Source organism: Arthrobacter agilis (assembly GCF_030816075.1).
GTDB lineage: Bacteria > Actinomycetota > Actinomycetes > Actinomycetales > Micrococcaceae > Arthrobacter_D > Arthrobacter_D agilis_E.
In genome coordinates, this window is record NZ_JAUSXO010000001.1 from 2789860 (window position 1) to 2813338 (window position 23479).

At 71.0% G+C, this 23479-nt stretch carries 27 protein-coding genes and 1 riboswitch; of the genes, 5 read left to right on the forward strand and 22 right to left on the reverse strand.

The window, feature by feature from the left end; all coding sequences use genetic code 11:
• The first annotated feature begins 37 nt into the window (after positions 1–37).
• On the forward strand, positions 38–1201 hold the full coding sequence (locus tag QFZ50_RS12940; RefSeq protein ID WP_307084779.1) for an MFS transporter: 1164 nt from the start codon (positions 38–40) through the stop codon (positions 1199–1201).
• Here the strand turns inward: QFZ50_RS12940 and QFZ50_RS12945 are convergent.
• A complete protein-coding gene (locus QFZ50_RS12945; protein WP_307084780.1) occupies positions 1198–1881 on the reverse strand; it encodes an SDR family NAD(P)-dependent oxidoreductase in 684 nt (227 codons plus the stop codon). The genes QFZ50_RS12940 and QFZ50_RS12945 overlap by 4 nt on opposite strands.
• An 88-nt stretch (positions 1882–1969) precedes the next feature.
• Between QFZ50_RS12945 and QFZ50_RS12950 the strand changes: the two genes are divergently transcribed.
• The gene (locus tag QFZ50_RS12950; protein ID WP_307084782.1) at positions 1970–2548 is read left to right on the forward strand and encodes a hypothetical protein; all 579 of its coding nucleotides are present in this window, start codon (positions 1970–1972) and stop codon (positions 2546–2548) included.
• Here the strand turns inward: QFZ50_RS12950 and QFZ50_RS12955 are convergent.
• From QFZ50_RS12955 to QFZ50_RS12995, 9 genes are all read right to left on the reverse strand, one after another.
• Positions 2505–3206 (reverse strand): PspA/IM30 family protein, encoded by a 702-nt coding sequence (locus QFZ50_RS12955; RefSeq protein ID WP_307084784.1) that lies wholly within the window; start codon positions 3204–3206, stop codon positions 2505–2507. The two genes, QFZ50_RS12950 and QFZ50_RS12955, sit on opposite strands and share 44 nt — an antisense overlap.
• Before the next feature lie 50 nt (positions 3207–3256).
• Positions 3257–3823: a hypothetical protein gene (locus QFZ50_RS12960; RefSeq protein ID WP_307084785.1), complete on the reverse strand. Its 567-nt coding sequence runs from the start codon at positions 3821–3823 to the stop codon at positions 3257–3259.
• A gap of 211 nt (positions 3824–4034) precedes the next feature.
• Positions 4035–4451, reverse strand: coding sequence for a heat shock protein transcriptional repressor HspR (locus QFZ50_RS12965; protein WP_307086810.1), 417 nt, complete (start codon positions 4449–4451; stop codon positions 4035–4037).
• A 63-nt stretch (positions 4452–4514) separates the two neighbouring features.
• Positions 4515–5507 (reverse strand): DnaJ C-terminal domain-containing protein, encoded by a 993-nt coding sequence (locus QFZ50_RS12970; protein WP_307084787.1) that lies wholly within the window; start codon positions 5505–5507, stop codon positions 4515–4517.
• A gap of 212 nt (positions 5508–5719) precedes the next feature.
• Entirely contained in the window at positions 5720–6379 is a 660-nt protein-coding gene (locus QFZ50_RS12975) for a nucleotide exchange factor GrpE (protein ID WP_307084789.1), read from the reverse strand.
• A gap of 2 nt (positions 6380–6381) precedes the next feature.
• Positions 6382–8253, reverse strand: coding sequence for a molecular chaperone DnaK (gene dnaK / locus QFZ50_RS12980; protein WP_307084791.1), 1872 nt, complete (start codon positions 8251–8253; stop codon positions 6382–6384).
• Between the two features lie 138 nt (positions 8254–8391).
• Positions 8392–9705 (reverse strand): DUF2252 domain-containing protein, encoded by a 1314-nt coding sequence (locus QFZ50_RS12985; protein ID WP_307084792.1) that lies wholly within the window; start codon positions 9703–9705, stop codon positions 8392–8394.
• A gap of 49 nt (positions 9706–9754) precedes the next feature.
• Complete coding sequence (locus QFZ50_RS12990) at positions 9755–10744, reverse strand: hypothetical protein (RefSeq protein WP_307084794.1); 990 nt, start codon at positions 10742–10744, stop codon at positions 9755–9757.
• Positions 10741–11085 carry a PadR family transcriptional regulator gene (locus QFZ50_RS12995; RefSeq protein ID WP_307084796.1) on the reverse strand — a complete coding sequence of 115 codons (345 nt, stop codon included), beginning with the start codon at positions 11083–11085 and terminating at the stop codon, positions 10741–10743. The genes QFZ50_RS12990 and QFZ50_RS12995 overlap by 4 nt, the downstream gene beginning before the upstream one ends.
• 119 nt (positions 11086–11204) lie before the next feature.
• Here QFZ50_RS12995 and QFZ50_RS13000 point away from each other — a divergent pair, with 119 nt between their 5' ends.
• Positions 11205–11600 (forward strand): cupin domain-containing protein, encoded by a 396-nt coding sequence (locus QFZ50_RS13000; protein ID WP_307084798.1) that lies wholly within the window; start codon positions 11205–11207, stop codon positions 11598–11600.
• Here the strand turns inward: QFZ50_RS13000 and QFZ50_RS13005 are convergent, their stop codons facing one another.
• Positions 11601–12068: an arsenate reductase ArsC gene (locus QFZ50_RS13005; protein ID WP_307084799.1), complete on the reverse strand. Its 468-nt coding sequence runs from the start codon at positions 12066–12068 to the stop codon at positions 11601–11603.
• A 167-nt stretch (positions 12069–12235) separates the two neighbouring features.
• Between QFZ50_RS13005 and QFZ50_RS13010 the strand changes: the two genes are divergently transcribed.
• Positions 12236–12460 (forward strand): hypothetical protein, encoded by a 225-nt coding sequence (locus QFZ50_RS13010; RefSeq protein WP_307084801.1) that lies wholly within the window; start codon positions 12236–12238, stop codon positions 12458–12460.
• Between the two features lie 23 nt (positions 12461–12483).
• Here the strand turns inward: QFZ50_RS13010 and QFZ50_RS13015 are convergent, their stop codons facing one another.
• From QFZ50_RS13015 to QFZ50_RS13040, 6 genes are all read right to left on the reverse strand, one after another.
• Positions 12484–13920 (reverse strand): carbohydrate-binding domain-containing protein, encoded by a 1437-nt coding sequence (locus tag QFZ50_RS13015; protein ID WP_307084803.1) that lies wholly within the window; start codon positions 13918–13920, stop codon positions 12484–12486.
• Positions 13921–14148: 228 nt separating this feature from the next.
• Positions 14149–14931, reverse strand: a complete 783-nt coding sequence (locus QFZ50_RS13020; protein ID WP_307084805.1) for a polyphosphate polymerase domain-containing protein — start codon at positions 14929–14931, stop codon at positions 14149–14151.
• Positions 14928–15671, reverse strand: coding sequence for a DUF4956 domain-containing protein (locus QFZ50_RS13025; RefSeq protein ID WP_307084807.1), 744 nt, complete (start codon positions 15669–15671; stop codon positions 14928–14930). Before QFZ50_RS13025 ends, QFZ50_RS13020 begins: the two co-directional genes overlap by 4 nt.
• 69 nt (positions 15672–15740) lie before the next feature.
• Complete coding sequence (locus tag QFZ50_RS13030; RefSeq protein ID WP_307084809.1) at positions 15741–16829, reverse strand: bifunctional glycosyltransferase family 2/GtrA family protein; 1089 nt, start codon at positions 16827–16829, stop codon at positions 15741–15743.
• A 10-nt stretch (positions 16830–16839) separates the two neighbouring features.
• On the reverse strand, positions 16840–17832 hold the full coding sequence (locus tag QFZ50_RS13035; protein WP_307084811.1) for a phosphodiester glycosidase family protein: 993 nt from the start codon (positions 17830–17832) through the stop codon (positions 16840–16842).
• A 75-nt stretch (positions 17833–17907) separates the two neighbouring features.
• The gene (locus QFZ50_RS13040) at positions 17908–18513 is read right to left on the reverse strand and encodes a LysE/ArgO family amino acid transporter (protein WP_307084812.1); all 606 of its coding nucleotides are present in this window, start codon (positions 18511–18513) and stop codon (positions 17908–17910) included.
• 163 nt (positions 18514–18676) lie between these two features.
• Positions 18677–18751: riboswitch (cyclic di-GMP riboswitch) on the forward strand.
• A 121-nt stretch (positions 18752–18872) separates the two neighbouring features.
• On the opposite strand from QFZ50_RS13040, the gene QFZ50_RS13045 reads away from it, so the two are divergent.
• Positions 18873–19688 carry a response regulator transcription factor gene (locus QFZ50_RS13045; protein ID WP_307084815.1) on the forward strand — a complete coding sequence of 272 codons (816 nt, stop codon included), beginning with the start codon at positions 18873–18875 and terminating at the stop codon, positions 19686–19688.
• Between the two features lie 7 nt (positions 19689–19695).
• Here QFZ50_RS13045 and QFZ50_RS13050 read toward each other — a convergent pair whose 3' ends face one another.
• The 5 genes from QFZ50_RS13050 to QFZ50_RS13070 form a co-directional block, all read right to left on the reverse strand.
• Positions 19696–20151 (reverse strand): hypothetical protein, encoded by a 456-nt coding sequence (locus QFZ50_RS13050; RefSeq protein WP_307084817.1) that lies wholly within the window; start codon positions 20149–20151, stop codon positions 19696–19698.
• Between the two features lie 152 nt (positions 20152–20303).
• Positions 20304–20600, reverse strand: coding sequence for a DUF6221 family protein (locus tag QFZ50_RS13055; RefSeq protein WP_307084819.1), 297 nt, complete (start codon positions 20598–20600; stop codon positions 20304–20306).
• Positions 20601–20729: 129 nt separating this feature from the next.
• Entirely contained in the window at positions 20730–22277 is a 1548-nt protein-coding gene (locus tag QFZ50_RS13060; RefSeq protein ID WP_307084821.1) for a sensor histidine kinase, read from the reverse strand.
• Positions 22274–23023: a response regulator transcription factor gene (locus QFZ50_RS13065; RefSeq protein WP_307084823.1), complete on the reverse strand. Its 750-nt coding sequence runs from the start codon at positions 23021–23023 to the stop codon at positions 22274–22276. Before QFZ50_RS13065 ends, QFZ50_RS13060 begins: the two co-directional genes overlap by 4 nt.
• A 109-nt stretch (positions 23024–23132) precedes the next feature.
• Positions 23133–23387, reverse strand: coding sequence for a hypothetical protein (locus QFZ50_RS13070; RefSeq protein ID WP_307084825.1), 255 nt, complete (start codon positions 23385–23387; stop codon positions 23133–23135).
• Positions 23388–23479 lie beyond the last annotated feature (92 nt).

Genomic DNA, 23479 nt, shown 5'->3' on the forward strand with positions numbered 1-23479 from the left:
GAAACGAGCGTTACAGTCACCGTCCCGACTCCCCCGGGTGCTCTTCGCGACCTCCGGCGTGGCTCTCATCGCCGTGACCTATGGGTTGGCGCGCCTCGGCTACGGCTTGTTCCTGCCGGCGTTCTCCGCGACGTTTCCCCTGACGCCCGCCCTGGGCGGACTGCTGGCATCCGGCTCCTCGATCCTCTACTGCGTGGCCGCCGGCATCGGCTTCCGCCATGCGTCCCTCCACCCCCGCGGGGTGGTCCTGCTCGCAGGACTCTCGGCGGCGACGGGCAGCGCCGGTATCGCCGGCGCCGAGAACACCGCGGTGTTCGCGGGAGGGGTGCTCCTCGCCGGCATGGGAGCCGGCTTCGCCTCTCCCGCCATGGTGGAACTGGTCCGCCGCAACACCCACCCCGCGGGACAGTCGCGGGTCCAGTCGGTGGTCAATGCGGGAACGGGCTTCGGTGTGGTCCTCGCGGGCGTCCTGTCGCTCGTGCTCGGCGAGGCATGGCGCCTGGCCTGGGTGCTGGTGGCGGTTCTCGCCGCGGGGTCGATGCTCGCCGTCCTGCGGCTGGACAGGAGGACCGGCCTACCCGGCGCCCGTCCTCCCGCGGATCGGGCCGCGCCCCGGCTCTTCTCGCGCTCGAGTGTCGACGGACTGGCCAGGCCGCTCGGCGGGGCCTTCGTCTTCGGCATCGGGTGCGCCGCCGTCTGGGTCCACGGCAGGGCCACGCTCGAGCAGGCGGGTGGTATGGACGTGACGCTCTCGGCCGGCGCGTGGATCGCCCTGGGACTCGGCGGGGCAGCGGCTGCCGCGGTGGCGGGCCGGCTCGCCGCCCATCCCGTCTCCGTGACCTGGCCGGTGTCGGCCCTCGTCACGGCGGCGGCGACGGCGCTCGTCGGGGCAGCGCCCGGCTCCCTCCCGGCCGCCTACACCGCTGCGGCCCTCTTCGGCCTGGCCTACACCGCGGCGACCTCCGTCCTGATCCTGTGGTCGTCGGCAGCGGCCACGGACAGCGCGGCCGGGACAGCGATCCTGTTCATCGCCCTCGTGCTCGGGCAGGCGGCCGGGGCAACCCTCACGGGGCTCCTCCTGCAGACGGGCAGCACTGCCGTCGCCTTCTCGGCGGCGGCCCTGGCCTGTGCCGCGAGCGCCCTCGCACCCGTGGCGGGCGCACGGGGCAGGACCGGTCCGCCGTCGGGCGGGCAGCCCTAGAAGGCCGACGAGGGCAGGTCCCGCTCACCGTCGCGGATGGCCGCGACGATGCGTGCGGCGACGGCCACCGGGTCCTTGCCCTGCGGCAGCCTCGGTGCCGCGCCGGCGATGGGCCGCGCGGCAAGGCCCGTCTCGGTGTGCGGCGGACGCGCGTCGATGACCCGCACGCCCTGCCGGCGCAGTTCGAGCGTCAGCGCCTTCCCGTACGCGCTCAGCCCTGCCTTCGTGGCGGAGTACGCCGCCATGTTCGCGGTCGGGCTCTCGGCGACGACGGCGCTGATCTGCGCGATGAACGAGTCCTTCCCGAGCGAGGGGGCGACCGCGCGGACGAGCCGCATGTAGCCGAGCAGGTTGACGAGCACGAGCTCGTCGAGGGTGTCGTCGTCCACCTCGACGGCGGGGCCGAAGGCCACGACGCCGGAGGCGAACACCAGCCCGTCCAGATCACGGCCGTAGACGGCCGCGGCGATGTCGGCCGGGCCGGTGGGCCTGCCCAGATCCGCGGCAACCCGACCGACGACGGCGTCCCCGAGTTCCTTTCCCAGTCCGTCCAGCTTGTCCCCGGACCGGCCGGACAGGGTGAGCTGCGCGCCCTGCGCCGCGAGCTGGCGGGACAGCTCGGCTCCGAGGACCCCGGTAGCGCCGACGACGAGGACGTGGGCACCGCTCAGCTCAGTCATGCGCCGAGTGTAGCAACGCCTTCCGGGGCGCATCCGGGCAGGCATCCGGGCACGTCCTGCGCCGTACCGGTCCCGTTACAGTGTGGGCATGGGTGAGATGCTGAGCTGGCAGTCGATGGTCGGGACGAACGCGGCGCGGCTGCTCCGCACCACGGGCCGGACCCCGGCGGACTGGGCCACGGACGCCCGCTCGGCAGGGATCACCACCCGCGAGGACCTCTCCCGCTGGCTGCAGGACCAGGGCGTCACCGGGTACAACCGGATGAGCATCGACTGGGAGGTCTTCGGACTCCCCGACGTCTTCCGGCAATCCGCCGACGAGCTGTACGCCGCGCAGTACGCCGACCGGCCCGCCCTCAGGCCGGTCGCCGACAGGATCCTGCTCTGGGCCGGGCAGACACCGGGGGTGACCATCCAGATGCGCAAGACCTACGTCTCGCTCCAGACACCGCGACGGAAGTTCGCCCAGCTCACACCGAGCACCAGGACCGCGGTGGATCTGTTCTTCCGGCTGGCGGTCCCGGACCTGCCCGCCCTCGAACCGGTTCGCACGACGGATCCGTTCGCCTGGCGCATCCGGCTCGCGCATGAGGAGGACGTCGACGACGCCCTCCTGCGGGCGCTCAGCGCTGCACGGGAGGATAGCCTCGGCCGTTCCTCCGCTTGAGTTCCTCGAGTTCCTGCTGGGCGGCGGCGTCCGCCTCGAGTTCCTCGAAGGCCTGCTGGAGACGCGGTGACGAGGGATCGGTCCAGGACAGTTCCTCGCGGGCCTGGGCCTGGGCCTCGAAGCGCCGCACCTCGAGTTCGGCCCTGCGCCGGGCGGCGTCGATCGCCGCCGCCTCGCGGGAGGACGATGCCAGCGCGTCATGGACGCCGATGGCCGCCTGCGCGGCCGCCCGTCGGGCGAGCATGGCGTCGTACTCCATGGCGTTCTGCTGCACGCGCTGCTCGAGCCGCTGCACGTCGTCGTGGAGTCGGCGCGCCTGCTGCTCCGCCTCGTGCAACTGCCGGGTGAGGGTCTCGAGGCGCCTCCGTGCCGTCATCGACTCGCGGATCGCCGCCCGGGCGGCGTCGTCGTCCCCCCGCTGCACGGCGGCGGCGGCAGCGGCCTCGACGCGGTTCACGTAGTCGGCGGCCTCGTTCGCGGCCAGGCCCACCCGGTGGTGATGGGCCGCGACGTCCGCGGCTCCCCGGCGCGCCTGGTCGAGGAGGGCACGCTGCGCCTGCTGCGCGTTCTGCGCCTGGACCCGCGGGTCCTCCTTCGCTTCGGCCGCAGCGTAACGGTTGGCCTGCACGATGCGCGTGATGCGGCGCTTGATCGTCACTGGAGGACCCCCGGGTCGGTGAGTGGGTTGCGGCTACCTAGTCCAACCGGTCACCAGGTCTGCCGGTTCCCGTAGCTGTCCCGCCACGTGGCCATGGCGGAGATCTCGGTGCGGAGGCGGTGGGTGGCCTGCTCGAGCTGGAGGGTGTCGATGGACCGCGAGGTCTGCAGCAGGCAGCGGCGCAGATCGGCGGAGAGCTCGTCGAGCGCCCGGGCCTGTGCTGCGAGATCGGTGGTCCACTCCTGTTTCAGCGCCCGGTTGGGCTCGCGGTCGGCGGCCCTCAGCAGGTTCTCGAGCGAGGCCGCCGCCTGGTCGATCTCGGCGGCGGCGCGCGGCAGGTCCCCGACGGGACGCCGCTGCGCCGTGGCCTCCGCGAGGGCGAGATGGGTGGCGCGGGAGGAGCGCCTGAGGTCACCGATGAGCCGCGCGGGCTCCCGCGTCAGCCGGTCCGGCGCGTAGGCGCGCGCAGCCAGCATGCCGCGGTCCCGGGTGCGTTCGATGATGTGCGACCGCCTGACCTTGCGCACCACGAGCCACCCGGCCACGCCCGTACCGGTACCGAGGACGGCGAGCACACCGGCCCCGATCGCGAGGGCTTCGACGAAGAGCTCAAACATGGCGTGACTCCGGGAGGAATTCCATCTCTCCAGTTTGCCCGGGCGTCCTGACATATTCCACCCGGGATCGGCGGCGAGGGCACCCCGGGCGGGGTCGTCGTCGGTCACGGCTTTCAGCCTCGACCCTGTGTGTCCGGGCGCGACTCGCCGTCTGCGCGGCACACGGGCCGCGGAAACCGGGAACGACGGCGGGCGCCACGAGCGGGAGCGGCTAGTGCGCGGTGCGCGCGGTATCGGGGCGCCACACCACGAGCGCCTGGCTGCGCGGTCGCGGGCGCTGACCGCGGGACAGGGTGACGACGTCGCCCGCGAGCCCGGCGGCGAACACGCGGCTCGACTCCGCGTGGGCCCTGCGGGAGGACAGCTCGGAGGACAGCTCGGTGACGCGCGCCTGGAGGGCCGCCACCTGGTTCTCGAGCTGGAGGATGCGGCGGATCCCCTCGAGGGATACGCCCTCCTGGGAGAGCCGCTGGATCTCGCGCAGCGTCCCGACGTCCTTCTGCGAGTAGCGCCTCGCCCGGCCCGGCGCCCGGCTCGGCGTCACGAGACCGAGCCGGTCGTACTGGCGCAGGGTCTGCGGGTGCATGTCGGCGAGTTCGGCGGCCACGGAGATGACATAGATGGGCATCGTGTAGTCCACGGTCTGCCTCCTTCCGTCGCCGGGGCTGCCGGCGGTCGCTCGGATCTACTGTTACAGGCGCGCCTTCGCGGCGAGGCCGGCGCGCGGGTCGGCGTCCTTCGTGGCCTCCCGGAAGGACTCCACGGCGGCCTCGGCGTCACGGGACAGGTTCTGCGGGACCGTGACGTCGACGGTCACGAGCAGATCCCCCGTGCCCTTGGAGGTCTTCACACCCCGGCCCTTGAGCCGCAGGGTCCGGCCCGACGGTGTGCCGGCGGGAACCCTCATCTTCACGAGCTCGCCCGAGAGCGTGGGGACCTCGATCTGGGCCCCGAGCGCGGCCTCGGGGAAGCTGACCGGTACGTGCACCCGGATGTTGTCGCCGTCGCGCTTGAACAGCGGGTGCTCCTTGACGGAGACGGTGACCATCAGGTCTCCCGGACCGGCCTGTCCCGGCTGCCCCTTGCCCTTCACACGGACCTTCTGCCCGTCCCGGATGCCCGCGGGGATCCGCACGTCGATCTGCTCTCCCGAGGGTTCGCGCAGGCCGATGGTGGTCCCGTTGATGGATCCGGCGAAGGAGATGGAGGTGGTGGCGGTGCGGTCGGCGCCCTTCTGCGGACGCGTGGACTGGAAGCCACCGGGGAAGCCGCCACCGGCACCGCCGCCGCCGAACAGGTCGGCGAACTCGGGGGGCAGGTTGCTGTTGGAGAAGCCGGTGCGCTGGCGCGTGCCCGTCCCCTGACCGAACAGGTTCCCGAAGATGTCCTCGAAGCCCGCGCCACCACCGGCACCACCACCGGCACCGCCGGCGGAGAACCGCGCTCCCCCGCCCATCGCACGGATGGCGTCGTACTGCTGGCGCTGTTCGTCGTCGGACAGCACCGAGTAGGCCTCCGACACGTCCTTGAACGTCTTCTCGGATGCGGCGTCACCCTGGTTCTGGTCGGGGTGGTACTTGCGCGCCAGCTTCCGGTACGACTTCTTGATATCTGTGGCGGACGCGTCCTTGGAGACACCCAGGATCTTGTAGAAATCCTTGTCGACCCAATCCTGACTAGCCAATTGGCGTCTCCTTCCGTAGATGTTGCTAAAGATATAGGGGCCGGGACGACCGGCCGAATCCCCGCCGTGTGCCGGGTGTCCTATCGACACCCGGGTCAGTCACGGACAGACGGGTGGGGCCGTCTTCTGTAGGGCCTTCAATATTCCGTAGCGAGCTCTGCGAGCGCAGGAATTTCGTTGGCCCGGGAAGACTGCCCCACCCGGCATTTCAGTTACTCCGGAACCGCCACGATGACCTGCGCGGCCCGGAGGACGCGCTCGCCCTTGCGGTAGCCCACGCGGAGGATCTGGCTGACGCTATCAGCCTGGACGTCCGCACTCGGCTGCTGCATGAGCGCTTCGTGGATGTTCGGGTCGAAGGCGACGCCGACCTCGTCGATGCGGGTGAGCTCGTACGTCCTGAGGGCGTTCTCGAACTTGCCCGCGATGGCCGCGAAGGGTCCCTCGGCGAGATCGCCGTGCTGGCGTGCGGCGTCGATGTCGTCGAGGACGGGCATCAGCGAGTTGATGACGCCGATGACCGCCTGATCGCGTGCGACATCACGGTCCCGCTCCACGCGGCGCCGGTAGTTGACGTACTCGGCCTGCAGGCGGAGCAGGTCGTTGCGGAGTTCCGCGACGACGTCCACCGCCGGGTTGTCCCCTTCGGCGCCGGCCTCGTTCAGGATCGCCTCGGCCTGTGCCAGGGCGTCCCCCTCGGAGGCGTCGCCGGCAGGACCGGCCTGCCCACCGGCCGCGGACTCCTCCGCGGCCGGTGTACCGGCGTCGTTCTGCTGCCCACGGACGTCGCCCGTCTCAGGGTCGATCTTCCGGTTATCGGATGAGCTCACCGGCTCTGACGCGTGCTCTTCTTCGTTTCCGTGGTGCGGCATGGCTACTTCTTCTCGTTGATGTCGTCGTCGACCACTTCGGCGTCGACGATGTCCTCGTCGGTGCCTTCGGCGGCCGGCTGGTCGTCGCTGGAGGCGCCACCTGCGGAGCCCGCGTCCTGCTGGGCGGAGGCGTAGATCGCTTCGCCGAGCTTGGACTGGGAGGCCTGCAGCTTCTCGAAGGCCGACTTCACCTCGGCGTCGTTGTCCTGCGACTCGAGCGCCTTCTTCAGGGCGTCGACATCGGCCTGGACCTCGTTGCGGACCTCCTCGGGCAGCTTGTCCGAGTTGTCGGCGATGAGCTTGTCCACCGAGTAGGCGAGCTGCTCGGCACCGTTGCGGGTATCGGCGGCCTCGCGGCGCTGCTTGTCCTCGGCTGCGTGCTCCTCGGCCTCGCGCACCATGCGGTCGATGTCCTCCTTGGAGAGGGACGACCCACCGGTGATGGTCATCGACTGCTCGGTGCCCGTGCCCTTGTCCTTCGCGGACACGTGCACGATGCCGTTGGCGTCGATGTCGAAGGTGACCTCGACCTGCGGGACGCCGCGCGGGGCCGGCGCGATGCCGGTCAGCTCGAACGTGCCCAGCGGCTTGTTGTCGCGGGTGAACTCGCGCTCGCCCTGGAAGACCTGGATGGCGACGGACGGCTGGTTGTCGTCCGCGGTGGTGAAGGTCTCGCTGCGCTTGGTGGGGATGGCGGTGTTGCGCTCGATGAGCTTGGTCATCATCCCACCCTTGGTCTCGATGCCGAGGGACAGCGGGGTGACGTCGATCAGCAGGACGTCCTTGCGCTCGCCCTTCAGCACACCGGCCTGCAGGGCGGCTCCGACGGCCACGACCTCGTCCGGGTTGACGCCCTTGTTGGGCTCCTTGCCGCCTGCGAGCTCCTTGACCAGCTCGCTGACCGCTGGCATGCGGGTGGAACCGCCGACGAGGACGATGTGGTCGATGTCGGCGACCTTGATGCCGGCCTCGGCGATGACGTCCTGGAACGGCTTCTTGGTGCGGTCCAGCAGGTCCTTGGTGAGGTCCTGGAACTTGGCGCGTGACAGGTGCTCGTCGAGGTGGACGGGGCCGTCCGGCGTGACCGAGAGGTACTGAAGGGAGATGTTGGTGGACGTCGCCGAGGACAGTTCCTTCTTGGCCTGCTCGGCAGCTTCCTTGAGGCGCTGCAGGGCGATCTTGTCCTTCGACAAGTCCGCGCCCTTGGCCTTCGCCTGGGACAGCAGGTAGTCGACCACGCGCTGGTCCCAGTCGTCGCCACCGAGGCGGTTGTCACCGGCGGTGGAGCGGACCTGGATGGTCGAGAACGCGTCCTCGTCCTTGCCGACTTCGAGGAGGGAGACGTCGAACGTTCCACCACCGAGGTCGAACACGAGGATCAGTTCGTCTTCCTTGCCCTTGTCCAGTCCGTAGGCGAGGGCTGCCGCGGTGGGCTCGTTGACGATGCGCAGCACCTTCAGGCCCGCGACCTCGCCGGCCTCCTTGGTGGCCTGGCGCTCGGCGTCGTTGAAGTACGCGGGCACCGTGATGACGGCGTCGGTGACCTTCTCGCCGAGGTAGCTCTCCGCGTCGGTCTTGAGCTTCTGGAGGATGCGGGCCGAGATCTCCTGCGGCGTGTACTTCTTGTCGTCGATGGCGACGGTCCAGTCGGTGCCCATGTGGCGCTTGACCGAGGCGATGGTGCGGTCGATGTTGTTGACGGCCTGGCGCTTGGCGATCTCGCCGACCAGGACCTCGCCGGACTTGGAGAAAGCGACGATCGAGGGCGTGGTGCGCGCGCCCTCGGCGTTCGCGATGACGGTGGGCTCGCCGCCTTCGAGGACCGAGACGACCGAGTTGGTGGTTCCGAGGTCAATACCTACTGCACGTGACATGCAATTTCCTTTCGACTGCCCGGGATTTGCGAGGCGCTCATCCGCCGGGCGCGTAGATTGAGCGTTCTGCACTCAAGTATAGCCGTGAGATGTCCAGGATCAAAACGAAGTTGAGTCCTCTTGACTCAACTCCTCTCCTCAGGTAGCGGGGACAGCGGTGATGAGACCCTCCCGGAAGGCGTCGACGAACAGGGCGTGATCCTCCCGCACCGTGTTCGCATAGGCCTCGCCGAACCCGACGATGTCGTCGATGAACCCTGCGCGCGATCGCCCGACGGCGTCGAGGATGGCGGTCTCGGTGCGGAAGGGCACCAGATCGTGGTCGCTGTCCTCGTCCGTGGAGCAGTGGATCTTCGCGGTGGCCTGGCCCAGCGCCTCGAGGACGGGTTCCATCTGCTCCGGCTCCGTCAGGTCGTCCCAGGAGAGGTCCCGCTTGTAGGGGGAGAGTTCGGACACGACGAACGAGACGCCGCGGATGCTGGTGTGGCCCAGGAACGGATCGGTGTGGGACTGCAGGGACCGCTGGCTGACGACGGCCCGGTGTCCGTCGTCCTCGAAGTAGCTGCGGACCCGCTGGTCCTCGACGATCCGGCTCGGAGCGGCGATGGTCGACTGCTTCATCGTCAGGATGATGTCGTTCTCCTGCGCCTCGTCGAAGCCCTCGATCAGCACGTTGTAGGTGGGCAGGCCGGCGCTGCCGATCCCGAAGCCCTTCTTGCCCACGATGCCCTTCACCCGGTAGAAGACGCGCCGGCGCGAGCGTTCGCTGTCGGGGATGGTCTCCAGGTACCGCTCGAAGGCCTCCGCCACCTCGGCGCGCTCGTCGTCGCCGAGCGTCCTGATCGAGCCGTCGTCCCTGAACTGACGCTCGTAGTCCTCGATGAGCGTGAGCGCATCGAGGAGCCGGGTGCGCCGCGCGGCGCGGGCCTGCTGCAGGACCCGGTGGATGGGTCCTGCCGTGTTCTCCAGCCCGAAGGCGAAGGTGGACCGCTCGTCCTCCACGTAGTCCGCGACCCGGCCGAGGTACGCCTCGAGGTAGACACGGGCGAGCTCCCGCACCGCCCGGGACGGCAGGGCCTTCTGCCAGCACAGCAGGGTCAGCGACGCGACGAAACGGCGCAGGTCCCAGGAGAAGTGGCCCACGTACGCCTCGTCGAAGTCGTTGACGTCGAAGGTGAGACGGCCCTGGTTGCTCATGTAGGTGCCGAAGTTCTCGGCGTGCAGGTCACCGTGGATCCACACCCGGCTCGTCCGCTCGTCCGCCCAGGCGTCCTCGAGCTGCGCCATGTCGGTATAGAACAGGGACGCACTCCCGCGGTAGAAGGCGTAGGGATCCGCGGCCATCTTCCGGAACCGGGCACGGAAGGCCAGGGGGTCGACGCCCATCAGGTCCTGATGGGCGTCGACGAGGGTACTGACGATGTGCTGCTGACGGGGATCGGTGGCTGCCATCAGCCCACGGTACGCCGCCCCCGGCGCCGCTCCGGGCGGCCCGGTCGCCTCAGCGCGATGCTGGAACCGGCTGCCGCAGCGCCGGGACCGTGGCCCGCCGCGCCTTCAGGAAGCCGTCCACCACGTCCCAGGCCGCGATCAGTACCGTCCCCCCGGTGACGACGGACACGACGGTCCAGCCACCGCCTGTCGCGACCGCCGGATCCCAGCCGACGGCGTCGACGAAGTCCGGGTTGAGCAGCCGCCCCTCGGACCACAGGAGGACTGCAGGGACCGCGAAGGCGAGATTGAGGACGACATTGACGACGGCGGCGGACCAGGACCAGCCGCGCAGGTACAGCCAGAGGGCGAAGCCGGCCTCGAGGACGATCAGTGCCAGGAACCACGGGAGCCAGAAGGACCACAGGGCGGGGTCGAGCAGGGGGATCGCGCTGCCGTCGTCGGCGAGGGCGACGGACCGGATCTGCTGCCACAGGATCGCTCCGGCGAAGAGCGCGAGGAAGACGAGGGAGGCGACGAGTTCGGTCAGGCGCCCGTCGCGCGTGCGGTCCGGCAGCTCGGGGAGGCGCTCGACCGTCCACCCCATGCCGGTGTCGGCGGTTCCGCTGCGCTCGAGGACCACGAAGAGCAGCGTGGTCCAGAAGCCGATGTGCACCGTCGCGGTGATCGCCGTCGACACCGCGCCGCCGATCGCTCCCCCGACGCTCCCCGAGGTGAGGAGCTGCACCACCAGCACGACGACGGCGGCGATGGGGACCACGATGGCGACGAGCGTCTTCAGGAGCCGCAGCCAGTCCAGGTAGTAGCGCGGCCCGATGAGCGTGAGGGGCCGGTCCACGTAGTCCGCCGCGAGGCGCTCCGGGTCCCCCAGCCCGACCAGTGCCGAGCGCTCGGCGGCGGCAGAGTCCTCGCCGGAGGCGAGGCGGGCATCGACGGCGTCGCCGATCAGCTCCCTGATCTCGGGGTCGAGGCCGGAGCGCTGGGACTCCGGGACGGTCCGCACAGCGGCCCACACATAGCGATCGGTCAACGTGGTCATGGCACTTCCCCTTCGGCGAGGCGATGGAGCGAGGTTGTCAGCCGGTCCCAGTCGGCCGTGAGGGTGGCGGCGAGGTCGTCGCCGGCCGGGCTCGTCCGGTAGAACTTCCGCGGACGGGATTCGGCAGTGTTCCACTCACTCGTCAGCAGCCCCTGTTTCTCGAGGCGCCGCAGGAGGGGGTAGAGCGTGTTCGCGTCGACCTGGATGCCCAGGCCGTCGAGTGACTCGAGGAGCGCGTACCCGTAGTCGGGGGTGCGCAGCCGGGTGAGGCATGCGAGGACGACCGTCCCGCGCCGCAGTTCCTGCAGGTGCCCGGCAATCAGGTCCTCATCGTTTGCCATGCCCGAAACTATAGTGTGCGTCGCACACTATAGCAAGAGGCACAATGATGCCGCCCATCGCGATGAGATCGGCGCGTCCGCGGCGTCTACCCGCTGTCGCATCGAACCAGGAGGCATCCATGGACCACCGGACCACGAGCCCGGCCGCCGCCACTGCCGCGCCGGCACGCACCATCAGGAAGGAGGAACTCGCGCTGCCGGGCAGCAGGACGCGCCGGTTCGACGGCGAGGCGTTCGGTTCCGCCGTGTCCTACTTCGCGGTGGACAACGACCCCGGCGACACCGTCTCCCTGCACCGGCACCCGTACACCGAGACGTGGGTGGTGATCGAGGGACATGTCCGGTTCACGCTCGGCACGGCGGCGCTCGATGGCGCGGCGGGTGACACCGTCGTGGCGCCCGCCGGCGTGTGGCACGGCTTCACGAACGACGGCGACGGCCCGCTGCGGATGATGTGCATCCACGCGTCGCCGCGCATCATCCAGGAATGGAAGGACGACGCCGGGCACGCGTAGCTACGCGCCGGTGGCACCGCCTGCAGGCAGCAGCTCGGTGATGAGCTGCTGGACACGGACCCGGATCCCGTCGCGGATGGGCCGTACGGCGTCGACACCCTTGCCGGCCGGGTCCTCCAGCACCCAGTCCTCGTAGCGCTTCCCCGGGAAGTACGGGCATTCGTCCCCGCAGCCCATGGTCACGACGACGTCGGACGCCTCCACGGCGTCGGGTGTGAGGAGCGTCGGGGTCCCGGCCGTGATGTCGATGCCCTCCTCGGCCATGGCCTCGACGGCTGCAGGGTTGACCCTGTCGGCGGGCTGCGACCCCGCGGACAGCACCTCGATGCGGCCCTCGGACAGGTGCTCCAGGTATGCCGCGGCCATCTGGGAGCGGCCGGCGTTGTGCACGCAGACGAACAGGACCGACGGCCTTCCTGCCACCGGCACGGCCTTCGGGGTACCCGGCGTGCTGGACGGTGCGGTCATGGGATTCTCCTGGGAAGGGGAAGGGGAAGGGGAAGGGGGAGGGGCAGGGCGCCGGACATCGGTCCCGGCCGCTGTCGAGTATGGCGGGCACCGCGACCGGTGTCGAACCGGACGCCCGCCCGCCCGATGCCGGGCCGGGCGGGGCCTCCGGTGCAATACTGTCCGGCATGGACCTCGAACAGTGGTGGAACGGTGTCACACCGCAGACCCGGGACTGGCTGATCGCGCACAACGGCGAGGCGCTCAGCCCCGAGGTGGTGGCGGACATCAGCAGGGCGGGCGGCCTCGTGGCCTCCGACCCCTGGTGGCTGGGTGAGCGCGGACCCGACGGCGTGTTCCTCTCCGATGCCGCGACCGACTGGATCGAGGAACACGCCAACGGCGAGGGCTAGCACTCCTCGCCGGGCGGTGGCGGTCAGCGGCGGCCGGGCCCTGCGGCCTGCGTGTACTCCCCTGCCACGACGGTGCCGAGTTCCTGCGCCCCGTCGAGGGTCCCCTCGGTGATGCCCGCCGACGCGGTGGTGGTCCCCCCGGCGTAGATCGTGTAGGTCTCGCCCGCGGTGATCGCCGAGGAGGAGTAGACGAGGGAGGCCGTGTCCTTGCCGGTCACGAAGGCCCCCACGACGGTGCCGTCCGCCGTCGCGATCTGGACGGCGGTGCCGGCGGGGAGCGCGGAGCCGAACGTGACCTGGACCCCGGACTGAGCGGAGGCCGCGTCCGGCGTGACGGCCATGCCGGCGCTGCCGGCGGCGGCGACGGTCCCGCCGTCGACCGTCAGGGTGCCGTTCACGTCCAGGGCGCCGTTCCCTTCGCCCGACGGCCCGTTCACGGTGACCGTCCCGCCGGTGATGCTCGCGTCACCGTTGGAATCCAGTCCGTCGCCCTCGGAGTCGATGGTCAGGGTCCCGCCGGTCACGGTGACCGTGTAGTCGCCCACCTCCATGGAGCCGCCGCCCATCCCTCCCATCCCGCCCATCCCGCCGGCGGAGGACGAGCCGCCCGCGGCGTTCACGCCGTCGTCGCTCGAGGTCACCCCGACCGTGCCGCCGTTGATCGTGATGTGCTGTGCCTCCAGGCCTTCGACAGAGCCGGTGACGTCCACCGTGCCGGCATCGACCGTGAGGAGCGTGGCGGCCTTGACGCCGTCGTCGCCCGAGGAGACCACGAGCTGCCCGCCGTACACGGTGAACCAGCCACGCCCGTCCTCGTCCTCGTTGGTGGACTTCACGCCGTCCCCGCCTGCCGTCACGTCCCAGGTGCCGCCGAGCAGGGCGATGTAGTCCTTGCCCTTGATGCCGTCGTCGACGGCGTCGACGGTGACGTCCCCGGCCGCGAGGACGAGGCCGTCCTTCGAGACGATCCCGTCGGCGGCGTTCCCCTCCACGGTCAGGGAGCCCGTGCCCCCGATGGTGAGGTCGGCCATCGAGTAGAGGGCGGCGTTCGGGGCGTCGGTGCCGGTATCGGCGTAGGCACCGGCATCGGTGAGCGTGTTGGTGCTCCCGTCCTCGAGATACAGGAGGACCTCGTTCGCGCCCGAAACGACGAAGGGCGAGCCGGTGCTGCTCGTCAGTTCCACGCCGTCGAGGAGGATCCGGACCACGCCCTCCTCCCCCGCCGCGACGACCAGCTGGCCGTCGGTGAGGGTGCCGGACAGGCGGTAGGTCCCGGCGGCGGTGACGGTGACGGTGTCGCCGTCCACGCTCACGCCGTCGCCGGTCGCGGTACTGGCACCGTCGGCGAGGGTCACCGGTACCTCCTCGGCGGCGTCCCAGGTGAGGTCGTCGTCGTCGTAGTGGGTGTCCTCCGTGATGGCGGAGGCGGCGACGGCGGCGGTCCCATCGGCGCCGGTCACATCGGTCGTGTCGGTCGTGTCGGTCGCCCCGGCGGTGGCCGTTGCCTCGGGGGTGCCCGCCGTGGACGGTGTGGAGACCGAGGTACCGGCGCCGGTGCTGCCGGCGCTGCCCGTGCCCGTGCTGCAGCCGGCGAGGGCGAGGGTGAGGGCCAGGGCGGCGACGGAGGTCCTGAGAGCCGTGCCGGGTGTCGTGGAGGAGGGGGGAGGTGCGCATGGGGAGTCCTTTGGTCAGGGTCGGTCGAGGGGGCGGAGCGGGAGGGACGTCGACAGCGTGCGGTGCCAGCGGTTGGCGGGGAGTGCCGGGTCGAGCGCCGCGAGGCCGGTGGCGAACTTCGAGATCCGGCTGGGGCGGACACCGGAGGCCCAGAGGTGGCGGTCGAGGGCGCTCGCGGCGCTGCCGGACTTGGTCTCGATGATGACGGCACCATCGAGCTCGTAGGCCTGGCCGTCGGGCTTCCGCCAGGTGACGCCGAGGTCGATGGTGGCGCGGCTTCCGGAGCCGGGCAGGTAGAGCGTGATGCGCCGGTACCTCGTCTGGAGGACGGGTCCCAGTGCCCCGGAGGGCACCGACCCGATGGCGCATGCCAGGGTCTCGTTGACATAGGCGAGGCCCTCGCCGGTCAGCCGGTGGCTGTCGGCGGGGTCGTAGGGGATGCGTTCCTTCACGGTCGCGGCCCGTGCGCCCTCGGTCTTCACCTCGAGGAAGCTCGTGCCGCTGTCCACGTAGGTGCGGGTACGGATCTTGTACCGGCGGCGGCGGCCGTGGGCGGCGAGCAGATAGCTGTCGAGGCCCGCCGTGTCGAAGTAGACGGAGTCGTAGGCGAAGGACCGCCGGCCGAGCATCTCGAGGACCCTCACGTCGGCGTCGAAGGCCCGGACGAGGCCGGCCGCGCGGCGGGCTCCCACCACGTACTTCCGGTCCATCCTGGTCTGCAGGGCGGCGGCGCCGGTCAGTTCCTCGAGACCGATCGGCGGCCGGGCAGCCAGTCCGCCGAAGTCCCCGCCGTTCACGCGGCCCTCGCCGGACGACCGGCAGGGACGGCCGCATCGGCTGTGTCCTCCGCCGCCCGTCGCGACGCCGGCCCGTCTGCCGGGACAGCCGCGGGATCGGCGGCGGGCGTCGTCGCGGGGAGATCGGTGTGATAGGTGGTACCGGCCGCGCTGTCGGGCAGGGTGACTGCCGGCGCCGGCACTGCCCGGGGAGGCATGGAGGCGGCCTCGTAGCGGACCTCGACGACCGTCCTGTCATTGACGAGGTCGAGTTCCGACACCGTCGCGGAGTGGATCCTGGCGTCGAGGACCTCCGCCAGGCGTGCGGTGAGGACTCCCTCGTCGCTGATCGCCTGGTCCAGCACCACGATCTGGTGCCGGTAGGCGGGCAGGACCCGGGCGTGGTCGCCGATGACCATGACAGCGAGGATCAGGCCCATGAGCGCCAGGGGAAGCCAGAGCGGCTCGGCGCCGAGCCCGGCGATGAGTCCGAGGGCGAGGGCCGAGAAGTAGTAGGCCACCTCGTGCTGTGCGAGCTCGGTGGAACGCAGCCGGATGATCGACAGGACACCGAACAGTCCGAGTCCCAGGCCGACGCCGGCCGCCGAGCCGGAGAGGGCCGTGGCGACCGCGAGGACACCCACGTTCATGCCGAGGTAGGAGACCACCAGGTCACGGCGTCGGTGGCGCCGCAGGTACAGGCCGAAGGTCAGGAGCGTGATCGCCAGGAGGTCGGCGGCGATGAGGATCAGGATGTTCATGGGTGTTCTCCGGGGTTCGGTGGGAAGGTCTGTATCCACGGTGCGGGTGGAGGCTGTGCCGGTGCTGTGTCACGGCACAGCACGGCTTATGAGCCGGTTCGGGTGGTGGTCTGGCGGTGCGCCGTGCCCGGCCGCCGGGATCCGGACGGCGAGGAAGCGCCGCTGTGCGGCGAAGCTGACGGCGAAGAGGAGTGCCTCCGTGAGGACCTTCGCCGCGACGTCGGGGACCCCGAGGTCGGTGAGCACGAAGATCCCCGCGTAGTTCGCGGCGAGCAGTGCGACGACGAGCGCGAAGTACCGGCGGGCGGCACCCGGCTGCGACGCGTGCCGGCCGGCACCGAACACGAAGCGCCGGTTGACGAGGAAGTTCACGGACGAACTGACGACCCGCGCACCGACGACGGCCAGGACCAGCGAGTCCGTCAGCAGCCCGAGGGCCACGAACGCCACCAGGTCCACCCCGAAGGCGGCGAGCGACGACAGGGAGAACCGGAGCAAGGGTGCGTAGACCCGCACGGAGTCGACGAGCGGACGGAAGTGGGAGGAGCCGTTGCCGGCGAGGTAGATGGTCGAGATGGCCACCCTGCCGATCCGGTGGCCCGCCGGGCCGGCACGGAGCAACAGGTTCAGTTCGTACTCGTAGCGGTCGCCGCCGACCGAGCGCAGCCACGGCACCAGCTGCGCCGGATAGCCGCGCAGCCCCGTCTGGGTGTCGTGCAGGTCCCCTCCGGCCGCCGAGCGGAACAGGGCCCTGGTCAGGGCGTTGCCGATGCGGCTGCGGGCCGGGACCGCGCCGTCGAACCGTCGTTCGCCGAGGACCATCGTGCGGTCATCGCCTGCCCGGACCTCCTCCGCCACGGAGAGGATGTCGGGCACGGCATGCTGGCCGTCGCTATCGGCGCAGACCACGTCCTGGCCCGGGTGATGGCGTTCCGCGTAGCCGAACCCGGTCTTGAGTGCCTGGCCCTTCCCGCGGTTCCGCGGGTAGCCGATCACCGTCGCCCCGGCACGGCGGGCGTCGTCGAACACCGCGCTGAAGGCCGGGCCGCTGCCGTCGTCGACCACCAGGATGATCAGGCGTGGATCCGCGGAGAGCAGGTCGGTCACGAGCTGCGGCAGGGCGGTCCCGGGCTGGTAGGCGGGGATGAGGATGATCACCGTCGCTCCCCTACTGCCCGATGTAGAGGATGTCGGAGGTGCCGCGTTCCTCGCCCCTGCCGAGCGGGTTGTTCACCAGCTCGCCGTCGAAGTACATGGTGGAGGAGCCGCCGCCGTCGATGTTGTAGGCGGTCGTGGCGCCGAGGCCCTGCATGATCTCGGCCAGCCCGGTCATCGTGACGCCGTCGCTGTAGCCGTCGGAGCGTCCGTCGACGACGACGAAGACCAGGTGGTTCTCGTCGATCACGCCGACCGCGGTGCGGGGCTGCTCGCCCTGGATGGAATGGTTGCCGACGTTGGTGTCCACCTCGACGTCCTCGATACCCGCCGCGATCTCCCCGTCCGCCAGGAGGGACGGGCCGAAGGAGAGTGTGTTCCAGACGCCGTCCGCGAGCAGCTGGTCCGCCGTCGTCGTGGTCTCGTCGTACACCCGGACGGTGCCGTCCCGGTAGAAGGCGAGGCCCTGGCGGGCCCCTTCGTCGCGGTAGACGACGCCGTTGCGGATGACGATCCCGGTGTCGCGGAAGCCGTAGTAGTCGCCGTTGATCGCGAAGACCGCAGCGTTGGCCTCGGCGACGGCCGAGGTGGTCTCGGTGATGTTCTCCCCGAAGCTGTCCTCGGCGAACGCCGAGCGGAGCGTCGTCGCGTCGGTCAGCTCGACGTCGGCGACGTAGTAGGTCACCGTCTCGTCGCCGGACCCGGTGACGACGGTGGAGATCCCGATACTGCTGTCCGCCGACACGTACGACGTGTCGGTCAGGACGTCGGCTGCCGCAGAGGGGGCTTCGGTGGCTGTCGCGGTAGCGGTGGGGGTGGCGTCTGCGGTGGAGGCGGCCTGGGCCGCCTCGTACGCGGACACATCGCTGATCTCGACCCTGTCGATGACGAAGCGGTCGAGCGCCCAGGCCGTGGTCCCGCCGGCGGCGAGGGTCAGGGCGAGGGAGGACGCGAGGACGGTGGTTCGGAGACGGCCCGGTCTGCGGGGCCCGGAGTGGATCGGCATACTCCACTTCTACGGAGCGGCCCTATGGCAGCCGTGTGCCCTTCTTGTGCAGGGGCTGTGCAGTGCTCCCGGACGCTAGCGCAGCACGAGCATCACGGCCAGCCCCAGCATCACGACGGCGATCAGCGCATCGAGGACCCGCCAGGCCGATGGACGGGCGAAGAGGGGCGCGAGGAAGCGGGCCCCGACCCCCAGGGCGGAGAACCACACGAGGCTCCCGAGGGCGGCCCCCGCGGCGAACCACCACTTGCCCGGCGTGCCGTGCATGGTCGCCAGTGACCCCAGCAGCAGGACCGTGTCGAGGTACACGTGCGGGTTGAGCCAGGTGAGGGCGAGGCAGGTTCCGAGGGCCGCACGCCACGACATCGTGGTGCTCCCGCCGTCGGCGTCGAGGTGCTCCCCCTGGAGCGCGCGGCGCGCCGCGAGGATGCCGTAGCCGGCGAGGAACGCCGCTCCTGCCCAGCGCACCACCTCGAGGACGCCCGGTGCCCGCTCGATGACCGCCCCGAGCCCGCTGACACCGAGCACGATCAGCACGAGATCGGAACTGGCGCACACCGCCACGACCAGCATCACGTGGGATCGCCGCAGGCCCTGCCGCAGCACGAAGGCATTCTGCGATCCGATGGCGACGATCAGGGTCAGTCCGGTGGCGAACCCGACGGCGGCGGTAGCGATCACCTCCCCACTGTAGGAGCAGGGAGGCGGACCGTCGTGCCGCCGGCCGCCGTTCCGGCGGACACGGTGCCCGCGCGGCACCGCGCCCGGCACGCCACGGACCGCGCACCGTGCCGTCACGGATGTGTCGGTCGGGGTTGCTAGTATCGTCGGGCGGGCAACCGCTCGTCGATAAAGGCAAACCCGGTGCGAGCCGGGGACGCAAAGCCACGGGACCCATGCGGTCAGCCGGGCCGCCGAAGAGAACAGGTCCACGAGTATGCCTCGGACACCCCAATTCAATATCGCGCCCCGATCGGCCGGATGGCCTGCCGTCGGGCACGCATCCTCCGCCGCCGACAGCCATCACGGGATGCCTCGTCATGAGTAGCTCCGGACCCGGCGACGTCCGGGCGGCCGTCGTCATCGAGGACGATCTCGACATCCGCAACCTGGTCTCCGCCATCCTCGCGCAGGGCGGCTTCCAGGTCACCGACGCGGCCACCGGCCGCGAGGGCGTCGACGTCGTCCGCCAGGAGCATCCGACCGTGGTGACCCTCGACATCGGGCTACCCGACATTGACGGGTACGAGGTCCTCCGCCGGATCCGCTCGACCACCGACTGCTACGTGATCGTCATCAGCGGACGCGACGACGAACTGGACATCCTGACCGCCCTCCAGGCCGGCGCCGACGACTACGTCCTGAAACCCTTCCGGCCGCGGGAGCTCCGGGCGCGCATCGACGCGATGCTCCGCAGGCCCCGCGCAGGCCTGGTGGCGCAGCAGCCGCCGGCCCGGTCCGCGGCTCCCGCTGCCGCGGGCATCCCGGTGGAGGACGAACGCCTCGAGTCCTCCGACACGCTCCTGCGGAACGGCGTCCTCGTCGTCGATGGTGAGGCCCGCACGGCGAGTTGCGCCGGCGTCGAGCTGCCGCTCACGAAGACCGAGTTCAACCTCCTGCACGAGCTGATGCGGAGCAACGGCGCCGTGCGGACCAAGGAGGAGCTGGTGCGGATCTCACGCGGCCGCGACTACCGGGGCTACAACTTCGTGAGCCGTACGGACGAACGGGCCATCGAGGTGCACATCGCCAACCTCCGCCAGAAGCTGGCGCGGACCAAGGGGGATCCGGACCTCATCGTCACCGTGCGCGGCGTGGGCTTCCGGATCGTACCGCGGAGCGCCACCTCGCGCTGAGCGGGCGTCAGGGGTGCTCGGGGCGGTCGTCCTGGAACTCGCGGATGGTGTCTGCAGCGCAGGCGCGCAGCAGGGTCACGGTGCGCCGGGCACCCTCGAGGTTCCCGGTCGCGATCAGGCGCTGGGTCGCACGCCCGGCCTGGCCGAGACGCAGTGCGCCCGCCATGGCCGCCGAGGTCGTCACGCTGAGCACGGCGTCCTCGGCACCTGCCGCGTCCCCGTCCGTGAGCCTGGAATCCAGCCGGTCGATCTTCCCCGGAAGGTCGGCGCAGAAATCACGGGCGAACCGCTGCACGGCCGCAGGGTCGGAGAAGTCCCGCCGCATGTCCCGGAGGACCGCCGGATCGAGGAGCTGCGCTGCCTTGCCGGGAGCGTCCGGCACCTGGGCGGCGTCGGTCCCGAGGGGTGTCGTGCCGCGATCCTGGTGCTGGCCGGCGGAGGGCGGGGTGGGATGGATGGGCACAGGTCAAGCGTAGTGATGGGCGCACCGCGCGGCGCAGTCCCTCGATGTTCTTGCGCAAAGCTTGCGGAAGGCTGGCGGATCGTGGTTGCGACCGCTCCGTCAGCCGCCCGGCCGGGCCGGCCGGGACCGGGCGCCCCGCACCGGCCGTTCCATCAGGCGGTCAGTTCGTCCTTCATCCCGGTGTCCGCCCTGGCGTGCCACGTGGCCCGATAGTCGACGTGGCCCGTCCACGGGAGTGCGAGGAGCCGGAGGACATCCGAGCGCTGCGACGCCCCGAGTTCGGCGACCGCGTAGCGGAGGAGCTCCCGCTTGCCCCGGCATTCAGCGAGGACGCGCTGGGGGTCGTACCACCCTCCGACGCCCCACACCTCCTCGGGCAGGCTGCCCCTGCGGGCCGCATTCTCGTCCTCGGTGATACGTGCGTCAAGAAAGGCGGCGATGTCGTTCATGGGTAGATCGTATCGAGCTTCGGTGCCGGAGAGCGGGAGGCCACGGGCGTCGCACGGCGTCCGTGGCGCCGGGGTCGGGCCGGGGGCGGCCCGGGGTCGGGCCGACAGGAGCTTCCGTGCAGGGCCGGTTCACAGCTCCCGGTCGGACGCGCGGGCCGGCTCGGCGAGGGGTTGCGCCGGCGGTCGGGCGAGCGGCAGGTCGACGCGGAACCGGGTGCGGCCGGGCTCGCTGGTCACGCCGATCGTGCCCCCGTTGGCCTCGACGAGCGCGTGGACGATCGCGAGTCCGAGCCCCGTGCTCCCGGCGTCCGCCGATCGGGCGGCATCGCCCCGGCTGAATCGCGTGAAGACGGTGTCGAGGAAGGCCGGATCGATGCCCGGCCCGGAGTCCGTGACGGTGACACCGACGGTGCTGCCCGTGACCGTGAGGGCCGTGGCGATGGCTGTGCCGGGCGGGGTGTGCCTGGAGGCGTTGGAGAGCAGGTTGATGAGTACCTGCCGGATCTCGGCCTCGACGGCGTGCACCTCCACGGGCTCGTCCGGGAGCTCGAGGCTCCAGGCGTACCCGGGCGCCGCGACGCGGGCGTCACTGGTGGTCTCGATGACGAGTTCCGTGAGGTCGACGTCGGATGCCTCGCCGCGCTGGCCCTCGTCGAGGCGGGCGAGCAGCAGGAGGTCCTCGACGAGGGAGGACATCCGCCTGGACTCGCTGTCCACGCGTTCGAGCGCGGACCGGCCGGAGGGGCTGACCGTCTCGCTCAGCAGGACCAGCTCGGTGTACCCGCGGATCGAGGTGAGCGGGGTGCGGAGTTCGTGGCTGGCATCGGCCACGAACTGGCGCACTTTCATCTCGCTCGACTGGCGGGCGCGCAAGGCGCTGGTGACGTGGTCGATCATCCCGTTGAGTGCGAGCCCCACGGTGCCGACCTCCGTGCCGGGCCGGGCGACGGCAGGAGGGACGCGCACGGGGATGGCCACCTCTCCCGAGGAGAGCGGCAGCTGCGAGACGGAGGTCGCGACGGCGGACAGCTCCTCGAGCGGGCGCAGGGACCGGCGGATGATCACCGTTCCGGCGAGACCCGTGAGCAGCAGCCCGGCGAGCGAGAGACCGGCGACGGTGATGTCGAGGGACACGAGCGTGCTGTCGCGCTCGGTCGTGGACAGACCCGTGACGAGCACGGCTCCCCCGGAGTTCCCCGCGTCGCCCGGGAGGGCGACCGCGTCGACGCGGTAGTGGCCGGTGCTCAGGGTCAGCTCCTCGGGACCGGCCACGGGATCGAGGGCGGCCAGCAGATCGAGGTCGGCGACGGTGAGGGGGTCCGTGGTGCCGTCGTCCTGGACGAGCGCGGAGGTCCGTACCTCGCCGTCGTCGAACACCGCGTTGAGGGTTCCCGGGCGCTGCCCGGCGGCGTTCTCGGGGTCGACGTCGCGCGACGGCCGCTGCTGGTCGTCCCCGGGAGGGCGTCCGCCGGGGAACCCCGCCCTTCCCGCCGCCGGCCGGAGGGCGTCGTCGAGCTGACCGGTGAGGTAGGTGCTCATCGCGAGGTGGCTGAGCACGCCGATCGCGACGCAGATCGCCGTGAGCAGTGCCAGGGTCACGAGGATCAGCTTGGTCCGCAGGTGCAGGGGCCTGCGGCCTGCGGTCGGGGTGCCACGAGCGACGCCAGAAGCGGTCACGGGGCCGCGGGCTTGAGGACGTACCCGGCGCCGCGCACCGTGTGGATCATGGGTGTGCGACCCGCGTCGATCTTTTTGCGGAGGTAGGAGATGTAGAGCTCCACGATGTTCGCCTGGCCGCCGAAGTCGTAGTGCCACACGCTGTCGAGGATCTGGGACTTGCTGACCACGCGGCGCGGGTTCTCCATGAGGTAGCGCAGCAGTTCCCACTGGGTGGAGGTCAGGACGATGTCCTGGCCTCCACGGGTGACCTCGCGGGTGTCGACGTTCATCACGAGGTCCCCGACCACCAGCTCGGCGGAATCCGACGCCGCCACGCCCGAGCGCTGGACGAGGCGGTGGAGACGCAGCAGGAGTTCCTCCATGCTGAAGGGTTTGGTCACGTAGTCGTCGCCGCCCGCGGAGAGCCCGGAGATGCGGTCCTGGACGGCGTCCCTGGCGGTGAGGAACAGCGCCGGGACGTTCGGGGCGAACGTGCGGATCTTCTTGAGCGCCTCGATGCCGTCCACGCCCGGCATCATGACGTCGAGGACCAGCACGTCGGGGCGGAAGTCCCGCGCGGCGGACACCGCCGCGGCGCCGTCGTCCGCCGTCGTCACGCTCCAGCCGGCCATGCGCAGTCCCATGCTGACGAGTTCGGCGAGGCTCGTCTCGTCGTCGACGACGAGCGCCCGGATGGGGCTGCCGTCGGGGTGCGCCAGGCGCGGCAGGTTGTCGGTCATGGAGTGGTGCGAGGCGTCGGCCATCGTGTCTTCCTGGGTCGTTCTGGGATCGTTCCGGGAACCGGCGCGGGCCGCACGGGGCGGGGCGTTGCGGTCCAGTATCCCCCACGCCGGAGGGCGGACCGGGGCCGGCTCAGGTCCGGAGCGGCGATGCGGTGGCCTGCCCGAGCGATCCGCCCGCGCCCTGGCGGCGCACGAGGGCCGGGTCGGCGGGCACCGTGGCACCGACGACGGCGGCCCGGGTGTCCGGTCCCGGGGCGGCGGCCTCGGCACCCATCGGTGCGAAGGCCGTGGTGCCGAGGACCGCCGCCAGCGCCATCGCGCCGACGGCGGCCCGGAAACCCCTGCGTCCCGGGGTGAGCTCGGGGGTCGGTCGGTAGCTGATCATGGTGTCCTCCTGGCGGGTGCGTCGTCCCTCCAGCATCCCGTCCCGACCTAGACCGCGCCTTTCCGGAAGCTGTGCGGCTGCTGTGCAGGAAA